The organism is Deinococcus arboris (genome assembly GCF_009755355.1).
Classification (GTDB): Bacteria; Deinococcota; Deinococci; order Deinococcales; family Deinococcaceae; genus Deinococcus; species Deinococcus betulae.
Genome location: NZ_WQLB01000004.1, coordinates 135,607 through 151,245, shown reverse-complemented (window position 1 = coordinate 151,245; position 15,639 = coordinate 135,607). Strand labels below are relative to the sequence as shown.

Annotated in this window: 15 protein-coding genes; 3 read left to right on the top strand and 12 right to left on the bottom strand. The window is 66.1% G+C overall.

Going from position 1 to position 15,639, the window contains the following annotated elements; all coding sequences use genetic code 11:
• Positions 1 to 19: 19 nt before the first annotated feature.
• The 7 genes from GO986_RS04835 to GO986_RS04805 form a co-directional block, all read right to left on the bottom strand.
• Positions 20 to 1,096: a WD40 repeat domain-containing protein gene (locus GO986_RS04835; protein WP_198170410.1), complete on the bottom strand. Its 1,077-nt coding sequence runs from the start codon at positions 1,094 to 1,096 to the stop codon at positions 20 to 22.
• Positions 1,097 to 1,114: 18 nt separating this feature from the next.
• Positions 1,115 to 1,372, bottom strand: a complete 258-nt coding sequence (locus tag GO986_RS04830; protein ID WP_157458127.1) for a hypothetical protein — start codon at positions 1,370 to 1,372, stop codon at positions 1,115 to 1,117.
• Positions 1,373 to 1,540: 168 nt separating this feature from the next.
• Complete coding sequence (locus GO986_RS04825) at positions 1,541 to 2,719, bottom strand: pyridoxal phosphate-dependent aminotransferase (RefSeq protein WP_157458126.1); 1,179 nt, start codon at positions 2,717 to 2,719, stop codon at positions 1,541 to 1,543.
• Positions 2,720 to 2,763: 44 nt separating this feature from the next.
• Positions 2,764 to 3,231: a hypothetical protein gene (locus tag GO986_RS04820; RefSeq protein WP_157458125.1), complete on the bottom strand. Its 468-nt coding sequence runs from the start codon at positions 3,229 to 3,231 to the stop codon at positions 2,764 to 2,766.
• 264 nt (positions 3,232 to 3,495) lie between these two features.
• Positions 3,496 to 4,080: a response regulator transcription factor gene (locus tag GO986_RS04815; protein ID WP_107136771.1), complete on the bottom strand. Its 585-nt coding sequence runs from the start codon at positions 4,078 to 4,080 to the stop codon at positions 3,496 to 3,498.
• Positions 4,077 to 5,168 carry a sensor histidine kinase gene (locus GO986_RS04810; protein WP_157458124.1) on the bottom strand — a complete coding sequence of 364 codons (1,092 nt, stop codon included), beginning with the start codon at positions 5,166 to 5,168 and terminating at the stop codon, positions 4,077 to 4,079. The genes GO986_RS04815 and GO986_RS04810 overlap by 4 nt, the downstream gene beginning before the upstream one ends.
• 331 nt (positions 5,169 to 5,499) lie before the next feature.
• Entirely contained in the window at positions 5,500 to 6,084 is a 585-nt protein-coding gene (locus GO986_RS04805) for a TetR/AcrR family transcriptional regulator (protein WP_198170409.1), read from the bottom strand.
• Positions 6,085 to 6,139: 55 nt separating this feature from the next.
• Between GO986_RS04805 and GO986_RS04800 the strand changes: the two genes are divergently transcribed.
• Complete coding sequence (locus tag GO986_RS04800) at positions 6,140 to 6,673, top strand: dihydrofolate reductase family protein (RefSeq protein WP_157458122.1); 534 nt, start codon at positions 6,140 to 6,142, stop codon at positions 6,671 to 6,673.
• Positions 6,674 to 7,000: 327 nt separating this feature from the next.
• Here GO986_RS04800 and GO986_RS04795 read toward each other — a convergent pair whose 3' ends face one another.
• The 3 genes from GO986_RS04795 to lepA all read right to left on the bottom strand — a co-directional run bounded on the left by GO986_RS04795 (position 7,001) and on the right by lepA (position 11,064).
• Positions 7,001 to 8,146, bottom strand: a complete 1,146-nt coding sequence (locus GO986_RS04795) for a coiled-coil domain-containing protein (RefSeq protein ID WP_157458121.1) — start codon at positions 8,144 to 8,146, stop codon at positions 7,001 to 7,003.
• A complete protein-coding gene (locus GO986_RS22535; protein WP_198170408.1) occupies positions 8,143 to 9,108 on the bottom strand; it encodes a coiled-coil domain-containing protein in 966 nt (321 codons plus the stop codon). Before GO986_RS22535 ends, GO986_RS04795 begins: the two co-directional genes overlap by 4 nt.
• A gap of 168 nt (positions 9,109 to 9,276) precedes the next feature.
• The gene (lepA, locus tag GO986_RS04780) at positions 9,277 to 11,064 is read right to left on the bottom strand and encodes a translation elongation factor 4 (protein ID WP_369409156.1); all 1,788 of its coding nucleotides are present in this window, start codon (positions 11,062 to 11,064) and stop codon (positions 9,277 to 9,279) included.
• A 407-nt stretch (positions 11,065 to 11,471) separates the two neighbouring features.
• On the opposite strand from lepA, the gene GO986_RS04775 reads away from it, so the two are divergent.
• Positions 11,472 to 12,809 carry a M28 family metallopeptidase gene (locus GO986_RS04775; protein ID WP_157458118.1) on the top strand — a complete coding sequence of 446 codons (1,338 nt, stop codon included), beginning with the start codon at positions 11,472 to 11,474 and terminating at the stop codon, positions 12,807 to 12,809.
• 363 nt (positions 12,810 to 13,172) lie between these two features.
• Here the strand turns inward: GO986_RS04775 and GO986_RS04770 are convergent, their stop codons facing one another.
• Together GO986_RS04770 and GO986_RS04765 are read right to left on the bottom strand one after the other, a co-directional pair.
• Positions 13,173 to 13,607: a protease inhibitor I42 family protein gene (locus GO986_RS04770; RefSeq protein ID WP_157458117.1), complete on the bottom strand. Its 435-nt coding sequence runs from the start codon at positions 13,605 to 13,607 to the stop codon at positions 13,173 to 13,175.
• Between the two features lie 235 nt (positions 13,608 to 13,842).
• Complete coding sequence (locus GO986_RS04765) at positions 13,843 to 14,568, bottom strand: SAM-dependent methyltransferase (RefSeq protein ID WP_198170407.1); 726 nt, start codon at positions 14,566 to 14,568, stop codon at positions 13,843 to 13,845.
• A 339-nt stretch (positions 14,569 to 14,907) separates the two neighbouring features.
• Here GO986_RS04765 and GO986_RS04760 point away from each other — a divergent pair, with 339 nt between their 5' ends.
• Positions 14,908 to 15,591 carry a hypothetical protein gene (locus tag GO986_RS04760; RefSeq protein ID WP_157458116.1) on the top strand — a complete coding sequence of 228 codons (684 nt, stop codon included), beginning with the start codon at positions 14,908 to 14,910 and terminating at the stop codon, positions 15,589 to 15,591.
• The last annotated feature ends 48 nt before the right edge of the window (positions 15,592 to 15,639 follow it).

Below are 15,639 nucleotides of genomic sequence, written 5' to 3'. Positions count from 1 at the left end.
GGGTACGCCAGGAGTGGCGTCAGGGTTCCCGCGTGCGGCAGGGCACCGGAAGAGAGGCGATACTCAGGTTGTCTCCGTCCCCGTGCAGGGTGCGGCAGCCCAGAAAGCGGCCTGACGGCCAGGCCCACACGTAGTTGTTGGTGAAGTCGGTCGTTCCGTTCGTCATGGTGCGGACGTTAGAGGTGGCGCTCACGGTCAGTTGGCCGCCTTTCAAGCGCACCTGCCAGCCGACAGGGACGCCCAGGCCGTCCAGATTGGCCGGCGCCACGGCCGGGGGCCAGAGAACCCGTGTGTGCCCAGCGGCTTTGACGCGCACCCTCAGGTCATCTCCGATGGTGACGGTGGCCCCGGTGGGGTGAAAGGTGGCCAGAGGGAGCGCAGTGCTGGGCAAAGGCGCGGCGCTCAGCAGCCCCCAGCGGCGGGTGCTGTGCTGGTCACTGAGGGCCAGGGTGGTGTCCGTGATCTGCCACCGCACCAGTGCTGAGCCCAGCGGAGCGAGCCGGGCCAGTCGCGTGACCTCCGGCCAGTGAAGTAGGGTGCTCGAGGTGACCCCCAGCGCCAGCAGGCGGCCCTGCGGCAAGAGGTGCAGCGAGGTCGCGCCGCCGGGCAAAGACAGGCAGCGGGCCTGACGCGGCGGGCGCAGCGGCCAGGCCACCAGCTGCTCGTCGTTGGCGGTGCTGACCAGCGTGCCCGCATCTGTGAACAGCAGGCCCCTCACTGGCCCCAGGTGTGCTGCGGTCCTCGCCGCTGTGCAGCCTCCCGAGAGCTGGCGCTCCTGCCCATTGGCCAGCGAGCGCAGCCGCACCCCACCACCCCGAGAGCCAATGGCGAGGGTGCGGCCATCAGGCGAAAAGGCCAGGGCGGTTGGGGTGGCAAAGAAGTCGCCGGAGCCGTCCTTCTGGTCTCTGTAGAACGGATGCTGGAGGGTGTTGACCCACCGCCCGCTCTGGGCACTGAGCAGCCGCACGGCGCCGTTCTGACCAGCCACAGCCAGATGCTGACCATTCGGCGAGAGGGCCAGGGGTTCCAGGCTCCAGGCGGCGGCGGACAGCTGGACATGCCAGCGCGCCTTCAGCGTGTTGGCATCCAGAGCCACGAGGGTTGAGCCGCCCAGCTACAGGGTGCGTCCGTCAGGGTGCCGCAACACCGGGCCGAGGCTGCGACTTTCGGGCACCTGCGCCTGGCGCTTCACCCGCCCCGCCGCGTCCAGGCGGACGAACACCGGCACGCGGCAGGCCGGGGCTTCGTCTGGCGTCAGGCACCGCCAGCCTGCCCACCCGCCGTCAGGTAAAGGCACGCCGGATAGGAGTGCCGAGGCTGTGCTGGAGAGCCACAGCACAGCGGCGCACGCAACGCTTTTGACCAGAGGCATAGGGGCAGCTTAGGGACTGGGCCGCCCCAGTCATCCTTCAAAAGTTCGGTGGCTGCTTAGAGCGCCTGGCGGCGGGCAGAGTGACCAGGCGGCGTGACAGGGCGGAGTAGCCTCTCTGGATTTGAGGTGCGGTGTACTCCCAGCCAGGGAAAAATGGGAACACCACTCTCACGCCAGCAACTGGCCCAGGCGGCGCAAGACCTCCTCAATGGTCTCCAAGCCCAGCGCGTAACTCAGGCGCACCTGGCCGGGTGCCCCAAAATCGGTGCCGGGCACGACGGCCACCCGCGCTTCATCCAGGATGCGGCGCGTAGCCTCCAGTTCGTCAGGGTGAATTCGGCTCGTATCGGCCATGACATAAAACGCGCCCTGCGGGGTCGGCGTCGTGAGCCCCAGCGCGTTCAGACCCGCCACGATGTGGTCGCGCCGGACCTGATAGGCACGCCGGGCCTCCTCGATAAACCGCGCCGTGGCCTCGTGCTGCGTTAGTGCCGCCAGCGCCGCGTACTGGCTGACACTGCTGGCATTGCTGGTGCTCTGCGACTGTATAGCGTTCATGGCGGCAATCACGGCGGCTGGCCCGCCGGCGTAGCCGATGCGCCAGCCAGTCATGGCATACGCCTTGCTGGCCCCGTTAATGGTCAAGGTGTGCTCCGGGGCATAGGTGCCGATGCTGACCTGTTGGGCGCCGTAGACCAGATGCTCGTACATCTCGTCGGACACGATGGTCAGGCCGCGCTGCCAGGCCAACTCGGCAATGGACTGCAGCACTTCAGGCGGAAACACCGCGCCTGTGGGGTTGCCCGGACTGTTCAGCACGATCATGCGGGTGCGCGGCGTGATGCGGGCGGCGAGGTCGTCGGGGTTCAGTTGGAAGCCGCTTTCGGCAGTGGTAGGCACCGGCACCGGCACCGCTCCTGTCAGGGCGACCATCTCGGGGTAGCTGACCCAGTAGGGAGCCGGAATCAGCACCTCGTCGCCAGGATTGAGCAGCGCAAAGAAAGCATTGAAGAGGGCCTGTTTTCCGCCGCTGGTCACGGTGACCGCATTAGGGGCGTAGCGGAGGCCGTTTTCCCACTCAAACTTGGCGCTGATGGCCTCGCGCAGTTCGGGAATGCCGTTCACGGCGGTGTATTTCGTCTTGCCGCTTTCGATGGCCTGAATGGCGGCGGCCTTGATGTGCGGCGGCGTGTCGAAGTCCGGCTCGCCCACGCTCATGGAAATCACGTCCACGCCCTGCCGCCTGAGTTCCAGGGCGCGGCTGGTCACCGCCACCGTGGCCGAGGGCTTGAGGCTCTGGGCGCGGGCCGAGAGGGTAAAAGGGGAGGCAGAAACAGGGCCGCTCATTCCCCGCAGGGTACAGGCGGCCCGGAGGCAAGGCGGCGAAAAGGTTAGAAGCGGTAGGTGAGGCCAAACCCGCCGCCCACCAGGGGCAGGAGCGGCGTGCCGCTGCCTGGAACAAAGCCGGCGCGCACGCGGGCCTCGCTGAACCAGCCCAGGTTGCTCTCCCCAAACTGCCCGCGTACGCCACCTGTTACGCCCGCAAACCACACGGCCCCGGCCAGCGTGCCCAGGCTGGGACCGCCGTAGACGTTCACCTGGCCCGCCGTCCCCGAGAACAGCACGTCGGCGTTCACCAGGGGCAGTGGCCCGTTCAGGTCGGCGATAGGCAGGATATACAGGCCGGCGGTGCCGCGCAGGGTGGTCTGAAAGGAGCCGATCTGGCCCAGCGGAGCGCTCAGGCCCAGTGAAACGCCCGGCGCGATATAGGCTTCGGTCCCCACACTGCCCCAGAGGGTCAGGCGCGCGTCGGGCGATGTGCCCTGCGCCGCCGCAGTGCCGGCGAGAAGCAGCGTCATGGAAAACAGGCAGCAAGTCTTCATGTGGCCTTCACTTTAACAGCCGGGCATGTGCCGGATTGCCTCACTTGAGCCGCCGGGCCACCTGTAATGAAGGGTGACCCGGCGGTTGTCTGTGTAGTTTCACAGCGGTCTTCTATGGCCTTGATGGTCAGGGCGGCGCCACCATCCAGGTCAGGAAGGCTGCCGCCCAGGTGCATTGGCCCACGTTGATTGAGGGCTCTGTGACTCAGTGGTGCGCCTCAGCGGTGCTGGCTCTTACTCTCAGTGCAGCAGGCCGATAGAGCGGGCGCGGCTGACCGCCTCGGTGCGGTCACCCGCGTCCAGCTTGGCGTACAGCCGGGCCAGGTGGTCTTTGACGGTATCGGGCGAGACGCCCAGGTTCTTGGCGATCTCCTTGTTGCTGTAGCCCTGCGCCAGCAGCGGCAGCACCTCGGATTCGCGGGGGGTCAGGCGGGGCACGTCCACATGAGGCAGGCGGTCCACATCCGGGTTGGCCACGATGTCGCGCAGTTGCCGGGCCAGGCTTTCGGGGTCGGTTTCCTTGCTCACGTAGCCGCGGGCCCCCGCCGCGCGGGCGGCCTGCACGATGGCGGGTTCGGCAAAGGTGGTGATCAGGACGCTAACCAGCCGGGGGTTGGTCTGACGCAGGCGCTCGCAGACCTCAATGCCGGTCATGCCGGGCATCTTCACGTCCAGCAGCGCGGCGTCGGGTTGCAGGGCGCGGCAGGCCTCCAGCGCGGCCAGGCCGTCACTGGCCTCGGCCACCACGTCAAAGCCCTGGTGAATCAGGGCGTACTTGAGGCCCATACGAAAGAGGGGATGGTCGTCGGCAATGACTAGTCTCATGGGGAAACCTCCGGCAGGGAGAGCGTGAAGCGGGTCAGGGCGGGCAGGCAGGCGTCGGCACCGGCAGGGGCTTCGGAAAAGGAGAGGCCGGAGGAAGCGTCGGGAGGGGGCAGGCGGCTGTAGTGCAGGTCGCCGCCGTGGGCCTGGGCGATGCGGCGGGCGATGAAAAGGCCCAGACCAGCGGTGCCGGCGGTGTACTGCTGCCCGGCAATCGTGGTGGGCTGGGCGTTAAACGGCTGGGCCAGCTCGTCCAGGGGCGCGGCCAGGCCGGGGCCATCGTCGGTCACGTGCAGGCCATCTGCGGACACGCTGAGAGTCACGCCGCTGCGGGCGTAACGCAGGGCGTTGGTGGTGAGGTTCATGACGGCGCGTTCCAGCACCGCCGGATCGGTCTGGGCGTGTCCTTCACCCTGAACGCTCAGGGTCAGCCCCTGGGCCTCGGCCTGAGGGGCGGCGCGCAGGGCCACATCGTTCAGCAAGGCGCCCAGATCGGTGGAGATCAGCTGCACCTGCACGTCTTCCTGCTCGAAGCGGTGGGCGTCGGCCATCTGCTGCACCAGCGCCAGCAGCCGGGCGGTTTCGGCTTGCATCTGCTCGCCCATCATGCGGCGTTCTGGTTCGGGCAGCGGCATGGTGGTCAGGATCTTGGTCAGGTGGCCGGTGGCGATCAGCGGCGTTTTCAGGTCATGCACCAGCGTGGCCATGAAGGCGTTGCGCCGCGCCTGCTCGGTGCCGAGACTGGACAGTAGGCCCGTAAACGCGCCCCTCAGCGCGCGAATCTCCGTCGGATCATCGGCGTGGGCGGCCTGAAAGGCGCCGGCCTCAACCTGGGCTTGAAGGCGGCTAAGGGGCCGCAGCAGGGTGCCACTGAGCAGATAGCCGACCGCCGCGCACAGCGCTCCCACCGTCACCATCCAGGCCAGCAGGGTCAGCGGCGCCACGTTGGGCCGGGCCGTCAAGGTCAGCACCACATTGGGCAGAAAGGCCAGCAGAAAGATCACCAGGGTGAACTGGGCGCGCAGCGTCCGCAAACTGGCCTGACCAAACCCGGTGGCCGGGTGGGGCAGGGTGGGCGCAGACGTGGACATACCGCCCAAGGTAGCGGCCGGCCTCTGACAGAACCCTCACGGGTCTGTCAACCCCCACCCCCAGCGAATGCCCCCGCTTCAGCGCCTGCCTATGCGTTGCTCATCCAGGGCGGCTGAGGTGGCCAGAAGTGGACTGAAGACCTCTCCGGTTAGATCGCTTGCAAAAGGGGATTCAAAGCGGGTGGGGAAGAACGTGCAAGGCCGCTGTCCAAGCGTGAAGGCAAGTTCTGTTGAGCGGTTTCGTAAGCAACTGATGCTGAGGTCTGGAACCTCGTCTACCCTTGACGCACACTATGGCCACCAGTTCTGTAAGCCTCAGAAAGTCTCTGAATCAGTGGTCCTGAGTTGCGTCCGGCGGCCAATGGCGCAGGCCCTGTGCGAAGACGCGCACGGCGAACCGCCAGGCCTCCCCAGCCGCTGGACCGCCCAGCATGAAGCCGTGCAGGTAGTCCACGAGCATCTGGCCAGCACTTTGCGTCTCCTCAGCGGTCAGGGGAAGAGGCCTGACCGCCTGCACGAATAAAGCATCGAAGCGCGCGACGACAGGCGCCGTAGGCACGCGGCCAGCTGCAATCTCCAGCGTGAGGCCCGGATAGCGCTGCACCACACCGAGATACAGCGCGGCCAGGCGCTCCAGCCGCCCAGCACAGGTGGGCTCTCCCTCAAGGGAAGGGCCAGCCTCGTCCAGGGGTGCGAAGGCAGCGAGGACGGCGGCATCAAGCAGAGCCTCCTTGGTTGGAAAGTAGTGGTAGAGCGACATCACATCTACCTGAAGCGTGCGGGCGAGGGCGCGCATGGAGAAGGCGGCGCGGTCTCTTTCCAGCAGGGCCAGGGCGGCACTGAGCACGGTGTCTTCGGTCAGCCCAGCGCCACGAGCAGGTCGTCCCCGGCGCCGGGGGGGAAGAGGAGCAGTCATTGAACTCCATTGTGCGTGTTGGCCCCTCTTTATTTCTACGCTATAGAATTTAAGCATGACGAAGCCTCTGCGCGTGACAGTTTTTCTGGGCCTCAGCCTGGACGGGTACATTGCGGGTGACGATCACGGGCTGGACTGGCTCAATCTGGTGCAGACCACGCCCCCGGAAGACACGGGTTACGCCGAGCTGATGGCGTCTGTTGACGCGCTGGTCATCGGCCGCTCGACCTACGATGTGGTGGGCTCGTTTCCAGAATGGCCCTACGCGGGCAAGCGGGTGCTGGTGCTCACGCACCGGCCACTTGACGCGCGGCAGGGTGTAGAGGCGTGCCAGGGGGAACTGACGCAGGTGCTGGACCGGTTGGCCCACGAAGGCCACGAACACATCTACCTTGACGGTGGTGATGTGGTGCGGCAGGGGCTCCGGGCAGGGGTGGTCACAGACCTGACGCTGTCCTGGGTGCCTGTCATCCTCGGCTCGGGGATTGCCCTCTTTGAGCGTGGTCTGCCGCAGCGGGCGTGGCACTTGAGCCGAAGTCGCGCGTTTCCAAGTGGCCTGGTGCAGGCGACCTACACCCCGAGGCCGTGACGGCCCCACTGTGATACGGACTCCGATTGAATCGTTTGCAAAAACGATTCAATCCGAGCGGAGCGAGAATGAGCAAAACGGGCTCCGGGCGTGGAGTTTGCAAATTGGCTCTGTTCCGATTTGTAAACGAAACAGACGGAATCCGTATGAATGGTCGGCCAGCAGGCGGCTCAGACAACGCTGTCCAGAATACTCAGCCCCCTGTGTGTGATCAGCGTCGTGCCAGCGGCTCTCTACACGGGTTGACACTTACTGCCTTTTCAGGGCTCTAGGCACAGCAACAGGGCGACCCTCCGCAGAAGGTCGCCCCTGGCCGTGCCCTGACGCTCAGTTCTTGCTCTTGCCCTGGGCCTTGGCCTGTTCCATGGCCAGTTCTTTGAAGGCGTTCAGGCTGCTGGCGTTGGCCTGGCCCTCAATGGCCTTGACCGCGAGGTCCTGCATCTGCCGGCTGGCAGCCCCCACCTGCTCGGACAGCTGCGCCGCGCGCCTTTCAAGCAGGTCCAGGCGGGTCTGAAAGTTTTGGGTGCGCTGCTCGTAGATGCGGCGCTGGCCGTCAATTTCTTTCTCCTGCAGGTCGGTGCGCACGCGCGCCTGCCGGTTGCCAATGCCAGTGCCTTCGGCCTCGGCGCGCTTCAGGGCGGCCTCGCGTTCGGTGGGCAGGGCGGCGGCCTTATCGGTCACGTCGCGGAAGTGCGTTTCCCGCTGGGTCAATTCGGCCTCGCGGGTGTTCCATTCGCGTTCCTGCGTGTCCAGGCGCTCGGCGCGGGTGCGGGTCAGCTCGGCCTGTTCGGCGCGGTAGGTTTCGTCATCCAGGCGCCGGGCCAGGTCGCGGCTGTACTGGTAATCGGCGTCCTCGCGTTCCTGGGTGGTCGCGGCGGTCAGGTCGCGCTCCTGTACGCTGCGCTCCCGGGCGTCCTGCTCGGTCTGCCACTCGCGCTGGCGCGCTTCCCAGTCCTCGGCCACCTGGGCCTGACGGGTCTCGGCCTCGGTGCGGGCGCTTTCGGCCGCCGCGTCGTATTCGGCCAGCAGGTGGCGCAGCGCGTCTTCACCCGCATCCAGGTCGTACAACTCTTTCAGGGCTTCACGCTCGGCCTGGGCCAGCTTCAGCACGCCCTGAAGCCCGGCGGCCTCGGCGCTGAGCTGCTCGGACAGTTCGGCCAGCGTGCCGGACGCCCCGGCCTGAAGCTGCGCGAGCAGGCCCAGGGCCACTTCCATGCGGCCCGGCTTGCCTTCCGGGGTGGTGGGCAGGGGTTTCGCCGCTTCGGCCATTGGTCCTGCGGGGGCCTGCTGCGCCTTTTGCGTCTGCTGCTGCGCCTGTTTCTGGGCCTCGCGCACCTCTTTTTCTTTCTGGTTCAGCTGGCTTTTCAGGGCGCTCAGTTGCCCTTCCAGCTGCGTGTATTCGGTGCTAAGGTCGTCAAAGGCTTCGAGAATCTTGGCTTTGGTGGCGGTCTCGCCGGGACGCTTGGGGGTCACGCTTCACCTCGGAACGCGCGGGCCGCGAGGCCCTGGGTCTGTTCGCTCACGCGCTGCTGCTGGGCCTGGAGTTCGGCCACCTGCGCCTCGGCCGCCGTGATGGACGCCTGAAGCGACTCAAGGTGAAGTTCGAAGCCCTGCTTGCTGGCCGCCCATTCGCGTTCCAGCAGGTCCGAGCGCACCTTGGCGTCGGCACCTGCCTGCCGGATGCCTTCTTCGCGCGCCTTTCTGACCTCTTCTTCCAGCACCTGCGGAAAGGCTTCGACGCGCGCGAGGTCTTTTTCAAACTGCTCAGCGGTCGTTTGCAGGGCGGCTTCGCGCTCCCGCCAGTCGCGGTCCAGGGTCAGGCGGCGCTCGGCGAGGTCGCGCTCCTGGGCACGGTCAGCGGCGTGCTGGGCGTCGGCGTCGTGCTGGCGCTCGCGCTGACGCCGGTAGGTGTGGTCGGCTTCTTCCTGCTGGCGTTCGCGGGCTGTGTCGGCCTGCATGCGCTGGGCCTCGGCGGCAAATTCAGCGTCCTCGCGTTCCCAGGTGCGGCGGTCAGCGGCCTGCTCGCGGTCCAGGGCGTCCAGCCGGGCCTGATGTTCACCGTTCAGCCGGGCCAGCCGGTCGCGGCTGTCCTGTTGCAGGGCGGCCAGAGCGTCGGCCGCCACCCGGAGGCGGCGCAGTTCGGCCAGTTCGCGCTGGGCGACCTCGGTGGCGGTCACGAGCTGGCTCAGTTTAGTCGCTTCGCCGGACAGCCGCTGTTCCAGCTGCGCCATGACAGCGCCGACTTCCAGCTGCACATCGGCCGATTCGCGCACGATGTTGTCCACCGTGTATTCAGCCGCCTGGGTCAGGACCTCGCGGTTCTTGCGCTGCTGTTGCACCTCGGCGCGGCTTTGAAACCGGCCTTGTAGGGCCGTCTGCTCCTGACGGAGCTGTTTGAACGCCTGCTGTAAAGATTGGGCATCGTGGGTCGTCATCTTTCCTCCGCGTAAAGCCATCTGCTTTTACGTTTAAAGCGTAACACTGACTGTGCATTTTGTGCAAGAGGTCACACTGAAAGAGGGTAGAGGGCCGCAGTGGCCTCGGCAACAAAACTTGACCGGCCGGGGCCGGTCAGAAGATTGGGGACTGAATTGTCGGCGCGGTTATTCTTCGGTGCTCAGCACGGCCAGGAAGGCTTCCTGGGGCACTTCCACGGTGCCGAACTGCTTCATGCGGGCGCGGCCCTTCTTCTGCTTTTCCAGCAGCTTCTTCTTGCGGCTGATGTCGCCGCCGTAACACTTGGCCAGCACGTCCTTGCGGAAGGCTTTGACGGTGGCGCGCGCAATGATTTTGGCGCCAATCACGGCCTGCACCGGCACCGGGAACATCTGACGCGGAATGACCTCGGCCATCTTGTCCACAATCTTGCGGCCCAGGCTGTAGGTCTTGGTCTCGTGAACGATGACGGCCAGTGCGTCAATGACCTCGTTGTTCACCATGATGTCCACCTTACGCAGGTCGCCTTCGCGGTAACCGATCTGCTCGTAGTCCATGCTGGCGTACCCGCGCGAGATGCTTTTGAGGCGGTCGTGGAAGTCGTACAGGATTTCCCCGAACGGCACCTCGTACAGCAGCTCCACGCGCTTGCCGACATAGTTCATGGTGATCATGGAGCCCCGGCGCTCTTGCAGCAGCTGCATCACGGTGCCCACGTACTCCTCGGGCAGCATGATGCTCAGCTTGATGTAGGGCTCTTCGACACTGGTGATGCGGTCACGGGTGGGAAACTCGGCCGGGTTCTGGGTCTCGAAGATCTCGCCGTTGGTCAGGGTGACGCGGTACACCACGGCGGGCGCGGTGGCGATCAGGTCCAGGTCGTATTCGCGCTCCAGGCGCTCCTGAATAATCTCGGCGTGCAGCAGGCCCAGAAAGCCGCAGCGAAACCCAAAGCCCAGCGCTTCACTGGTTTCCGGCTCGAAGGAAAAGGCCGCGTCGTTGAGTTTGAGCTTGTCCAGGGCGTCGCGCAGTTTGCGGTAGTCCTCGGTGTCGGTGGGGTAGAGGCCGCTAAACACCACCGGCTGTGCGGGTTTGAAGCCGGGGAAGGCCTCGGCCGTCTGCACGTCCTTGCCGGTCAGGGTGTCGCCCACCTGCGCGTCGTGGATGTCTTTGATGCCGGCCGCCACCCAGCCCACTGCACCCGCAGAGAGTTCCTGGCCCACGACCAGGCCGGGGCTGAAGGTGCCCACCTTGTCCACCTCGAAGGTCTTGCCGGCGTTCATCAGCAGAATCTGATGCTTGGCCTTCAAGGTGCCTTCCAGCACGCGCACGAATAGGATCACGCCCTGGTAAGCGTCATAGAACGAGTCGAAAATCAGCGCCTTGAGGGGCGCCTCTGGGTCGCCGCTGGGCGCTGGAATGCGCTCCACGATGGCTTCCAGAATCTCGGGGATGCCTAGCCCCGCCTTGCCCGAGGCGAACACGGCGTCCTCGGCGGGAATGCCAATTACGTCTTCCAGTTCCTGGGCGGCGCCTTCGGGGTCGGCGGCGGGCAGGTCAATCTTGTTGATCACCGGCACAATTTCGAGGTTGTTGTCAATCGCCAGATAGGCGTTCACGATGGTCTGCGCCTCCACGCCCTGCGAGGCGTCCACCAGCAGCAGCACGCCCTCGCAGGCGGCCAGGCTGCGCGAGACCTCGTAGTTGAAGTCCACGTGGCCCGGCGTGTCAATGAGGTTGAAGGTGTACTGCTCCCCGTTCTCCCGTGTGTAGGACAGCCGCACCGGGGTGGACTTGATGGTGATGCCGCGCTCGCGTTCCAGTTCTAAGGTGTCGAGGGTCTGGTCACGCTTGTCCCGTTCGGACATGGCGCCCAGCCGCTCCAGAATGCGGTCCGCGAGGGTCGATTTCCCGTGGTCCACATGGGCGATAATGGAAAAATTCCTGACATTCACACAGAGCAGTCTAGAGCATCGGCGCCAAAGGGCATGCGGTCAGGCGCCCTATTGAGGCCGTGTTCTGGCAGGCTGGGCCGGCACAGGGCCGCCGTTCAGCGGGTCGCGGCCCAATGTCCCTGTGCTGTTCAGGCGGCCCGGCGCGGTCCCCAGTTGGGCTGACTCCGCCTGGATTCCTCGCTGCTCCGCTTGGTCGCCTCTTGGCTTCGCTGATCCCCGCCTGAGTTTTAGCGTCTGCCCGTTCGCCCAGGACCAGGGGTGCCCCTCAATTGTGTGGGCGCCGCTGTCTGTCACAGACACTCACGTCGTTTGCCTGAGAAGGGGTCAAGGGAGATGGTCAGTGGCCGCTGTGGTCTCTGCGGTCAGATGCGCTCACGTGCCGTGTCCCGCCCCCTTATGCTGCCTCTATGTTCCCCCGCACCCGCGCGCTGCCCACGCGGCCAGCGATTGCCCCCTGGAAAATCCTGCTGCCTGTGCTAGTGCTGCTGGCGCTGGGCTGGTGGGGCTACCGCTGGCTCACGCGGCCGGTCAATCCGCCGCTGCAAGCTGCCGCGCAGCAGGGCACCGTGGCCGGCGACTGGGCGGCGCTGCGCACCTTTGGGCCGCGCGCGCCAGGCACGCCGGGCCATGCCCGCACGTTGGAATGGGCGGCGGCGCACCTGACCGCTCTGGGCTACCGCGTGACCCGGCAGCCCTTTGAGGTCACGGTGTTAGAAGGCCTGGGCGCCGAGGTGCGCGTGGGCGGGCAGGTCCTGCGCGGCCAGCCGCTCTGGGGCGCGCAGGGCGGCGAGCAGGAGGCCCGGTTGGTGCGGATTCCGCCGGACGCCACTACAGCCACCCTGGAGCGCCTGCAGCTGCTGGGCCAGCTGGCCGTGACCACCTGCCCGGCCGGGCGCTGGGCGGCGCTGGCCGACGCTGTGGTGGACGCGGGCGGCCTGGGCCTGGCGATTGTCAATGACTGCGCGCAGCCGCCCAAGCCCAGCCGGGTGGACGGCACCACGCTGCCGCTGCTGGAACTGCCGGCCCAGGACGGCGCCGCGCTGCTGCGGCAGGTGGGGCAGACCGTGATGTTTACCACCCGCACGAGGACGCGCACCGTCACGGCGTCCAACCTGCTGGCCGCGCGGGTGGAGTCCACGCCGGACGTGCTGTTCGGCGCGCACCTGGACAGCGTGCCGGGAAGCCCTGGCGCCAACGACAACGCCAGCGGCGTGCTGGCCGTGCTGAATCTGGCCCGGCAGGCGGCCGGCACCCCCCTGGCCGAGCGCGCCTGGTTTGTGCTGTTTGACGACGAGGAAACAGGCATTAACGGCAGCCGCCTGTTTGCGCAGCAGTACAGCCCGTCTCTGCGTCACACGCGCGCGGTGCTGAATCTGGACATGGTGGGGGTGGCTGCCCAGCCGCTGGGGGTCGCCGCCCACGAGGATTTGCGGGCGCTGGTGCGCCGGGTGCAGCCAGACGTGCGCCTGTTCGAGGATGAGCCGGTCAGCACCCGCGAGACCTTCGGCCGCAGCCTCAATCTCACTGGCCGCAGTGACCACGCCGCGTTCAAGGTCCTGAGGATTCGCACCCTGTTTTTGCACCGGGGCGAGGACCCTGCGTACCATTCCCCGCGCGACCGGACCCTAGAGCCCGCGCTGGTGCAGGAGGCCGCAGACCTGGCCAGGCGCCTGGCCGACGCCGCGCTAGAAGCGCCATTTACCATGCGCGAGCCCTGTGGCATTACAGGCCGTAACTGCCGGTAGCGGCCAGGGACTGCGGAGCTGAGCTGCTTCTGATTGCGGCTCAACTCTGCGGTGTGGGCACTCACCCTGAGCCTGTGGCCTGGGCAACTCAACATCGGATGGCGTGAACCGAGAGATAGCTTCTTCTAACCCTGCTGACTGCCTTCTGGGTGCGGCGTGACGCGCTCGGGACACCTCACTTTTGTGTGGCCGCATTCAGCTGTAGCCGGAGAAAGGCTTGCGTTCCAGATGGCTCTGTGACCGTGGGCAGGCTAGAACGCGGTCCTACGGCCCTGAAGGAGGGCTCCAGGCGAGGGCCCTGGGTCTGGTCTGTCACGCTGCTGGATCAGACCGGCCGCAGTGACCAGTCTCATCTGTGCGGTGTCAGCGCGCGATGAGATTGAACTGAACCAGTCGAACATCGGCAGTAAAGGCCCGGCCAGGTGGGAGGTGCGCGAAATACAGGGGGACAGTGAGGTCAGTTGTTCCCTGCTTGAGGGCCGCGGTTACCCGGTAGGTGTAGACCGTGAGGGGCCCTGGCCCACCAACGACGGGCACGCCCCCTTGGGCGGGGACCACGCTGGATGTGCGTTTCTCCACCAGGGTCAGAAAGGCCGGGTCCACCTCCAGCGCCCGCCAGGTATAGCCTGTCCCGGCCGCCGCGCTAAGAGAAAAGCGCAGCAGGTCTCCAGGTTGCACCGCAATGTCCTGTCCGGCAGCGCCCACTGTAAAACTCAGGGTGCGGGGCGCAGGGGGAGCCGCCGAAATGCCCAGGAGCAGAAGGGCGGCGCAGCAGAGGGTCATCATTCGAATGGGCATAACGGCTCCAGGGGGCGCGCAAGAAACATAGGCGTAGTCCACCAGCCGCGCCGACTGAGGACTGCCCCGTTGACTCTAGCGCGGCCCACAGCGGCCAAGAGATGTTGGGAGAATTCGAGTGGCTTCAACATGACGCTGTTGCCTTGGACTCGCCGGGAGAGAGCGATTGGAAGACTGCGCTGTTCGAATTGATCGAGAGCGTCAAGCCGTAGGTGCCCACTACCTGCGCGCCACCCTAGCCTGTGCGCCGGGCTACCACCCGGTGAAAGCCCAGGTGCGCTCCAGCCTCTGTCGTCAGATAGCTGTTTTCCGACCCCACGGCCTCATTCCACTGCATCCACAGCGCTCGGCCCCCTGGCATCTGCTCTGCTCTTTCCACCTGCACCGTGCGTGACATCGTCCAGTGGCGGCGCCACCAGGCCGGCGTATGGAAGGCGGCAAAATCAGGTGGCCACTCTCCGGGCAACTCGTCCATTTCCGTTTGCACCCCTGCGTTGACGATGCCGACCTGATGGCCTGGCTTGAGATACCGAATGAGGGAAGGCAGAAACGAGGCGTCGGTGCCGAAGTATTCAAACGCGTCAATGCAGAGGATGGCATCAAAGAATTCGTCGGCAAAAGGCAGGTGGCGCGCGTCCGCATGGATGGGAAACACCTGATCCTGAAGGGCCGCCCCCCGAATTCGCTCTGCATTGTCGGTGGCGGAGATCCAGAGATCGGTCGCCCACACCTGAACCCCAAATTCGCGTGCAAGAAAGATGGAACTTAGGGCCCGGCCGCAGGCCAGGTCAAGCACCCGCATGCCCGGCCGCAGGTGCATGACTTCACACAGCCATTCTGTAAGCCAGAGGGCGTGGGGACCCATTTCGTGCTGAATAATCCACGCCGGATCGTAGGCCTGCGACCTGGGAAACTGGGGAGCGCGGAGCAGCTCAGGGCGAGGCGGCAGCGGATTGGACACAGAGCGTCAGTGTATCGCGGTGGAAAGCGACTAAGGGCATCAGATTGAATAGGCCGCTGCACCGAGACGGGGCAAAGCCTGCAACGCGAAGGGTGAAGTCTCGGTGAGTGGGAGTCTGTCTCTCTGGCGTCTCAAACAAGAGGCGCATTCAAAGGCTCTCTTGAGACGTGGTGTCTCTGTGGCTTCCGAATAACGGCAGCGAGGTGTTTGCTCTATTTATCTGGACTACTTGGAGAGACGAACACGAGTCTTTGCTCAGGCAGGGCAGCACTTCATGTCTCTCTACTTTTGCCCACCGTTAAGGTCTCCTCCCGGCCCAGAGTGTTAAGTTTCTGGCATATGTCAGTTGATGCGCTGGCCCTGGCGTTCCTGCGGATGGTGCTGACGGCAGGCCTGTTCGCCTGCTCGGCCTACGCCCCGCCCGCCCAGGGCGGCGGCACTGTGATTTATCCGCCTGCTCGGGGGGAAGTCATTCTGACTGCGGTGTTGGACGGCGCCGAACGCGACATCGTGCGGGGGGCAGTGGAGGCTGGCGGCGCCTATACCCTGACCCTGCCCAGTCCCCCACCGCAGACGGGAACGCTGGCCGAAGAGCTGACCGCTTTTCCGGCGGCGGTGCAGGGCGCGCAGTGCCGTGGGGCCCCAATCCTGAGCCCACCCACTGCCCGGCTGCTGCTGCTGCGGGCCGGCCGCTTTCTTGCCAGCGGCCAGGTGGCTGGCCGCCTGAATCCGGCGACCTCGGCGGTCACGTTGCAGGCAAGTCCGGTCAACGTCGTGCTGACCACACGGCAGTTTCTGTACGCCGAGCGCCCCGCCATCTTGAGCGGTGCCCGGATCTGCACCGTGACGCTATCTGGTGGGCAGGTCGTGCCAGGCCGCGTGCAGGCGGCCCTGACCCTGGCGCGCGGCTGGAACACCCTGGTGACCCGCACCGAACAAACTTCGGCAGCCGTGACGGTCAGCCTCAGCGCCAGTGCGGCCCTCAGCGGCGTGGACTGGCAGTATTTGCCGGGCACGCCCTGAGCCAGGCGGCGGATGCGGCGCGCGCCGGGGCTGCCTTAGCCTGCAGCC

Bases quoted from the DNA above. Each gene is read 5' to 3' on its own strand.
- GO986_RS04805 (WP_198170409.1), bottom strand. From the start codon at position 6,084: ATGACTGCTCCTCTTCCCCCCCGGCGCCGGGGACGACCTGCTCGTGGC.
- GO986_RS04825 (WP_157458126.1), bottom strand. From the start codon at position 2,719: ATGAGCGGCCCTGTTTCTGCCTCCCCTTTTACCCTCTCGGCCCGCGCC.
- GO986_RS04760 (WP_157458116.1), top strand. From the start codon at position 14,908: ATGTCAGTTGATGCGCTGGCCCTGGCGTTCCTGCGGATGGTGCTGACG.
- GO986_RS04775 (WP_157458118.1), top strand. From the start codon at position 11,472: ATGTTCCCCCGCACCCGCGCGCTGCCCACGCGGCCAGCGATTGCCCCC.
- GO986_RS22535 (WP_198170408.1), bottom strand. From the start codon at position 9,108: ATGACGACCCACGATGCCCAATCTTTACAGCAGGCGTTCAAACAGCTC.
- GO986_RS04820 (WP_157458125.1), bottom strand. From the start codon at position 3,231: ATGACGCTGCTTCTCGCCGGCACTGCGGCGGCGCAGGGCACATCGCCC.
- GO986_RS04810 (WP_157458124.1), bottom strand. From the start codon at position 5,168: ATGTCCACGTCTGCGCCCACCCTGCCCCACCCGGCCACCGGGTTTGGT.
- GO986_RS04815 (WP_107136771.1), bottom strand. From the start codon at position 4,080: ATGAGACTAGTCATTGCCGACGACCATCCCCTCTTTCGTATGGGCCTC.
- GO986_RS04830 (WP_157458127.1), bottom strand. From the start codon at position 1,372: ATGCCTCTGGTCAAAAGCGTTGCGTGCGCCGCTGTGCTGTGGCTCTCC.
- GO986_RS04770 (WP_157458117.1), bottom strand. From the start codon at position 13,607: ATGCCCATTCGAATGATGACCCTCTGCTGCGCCGCCCTTCTGCTCCTG.
- GO986_RS04800 (WP_157458122.1), top strand. From the start codon at position 6,140: ATGACGAAGCCTCTGCGCGTGACAGTTTTTCTGGGCCTCAGCCTGGAC.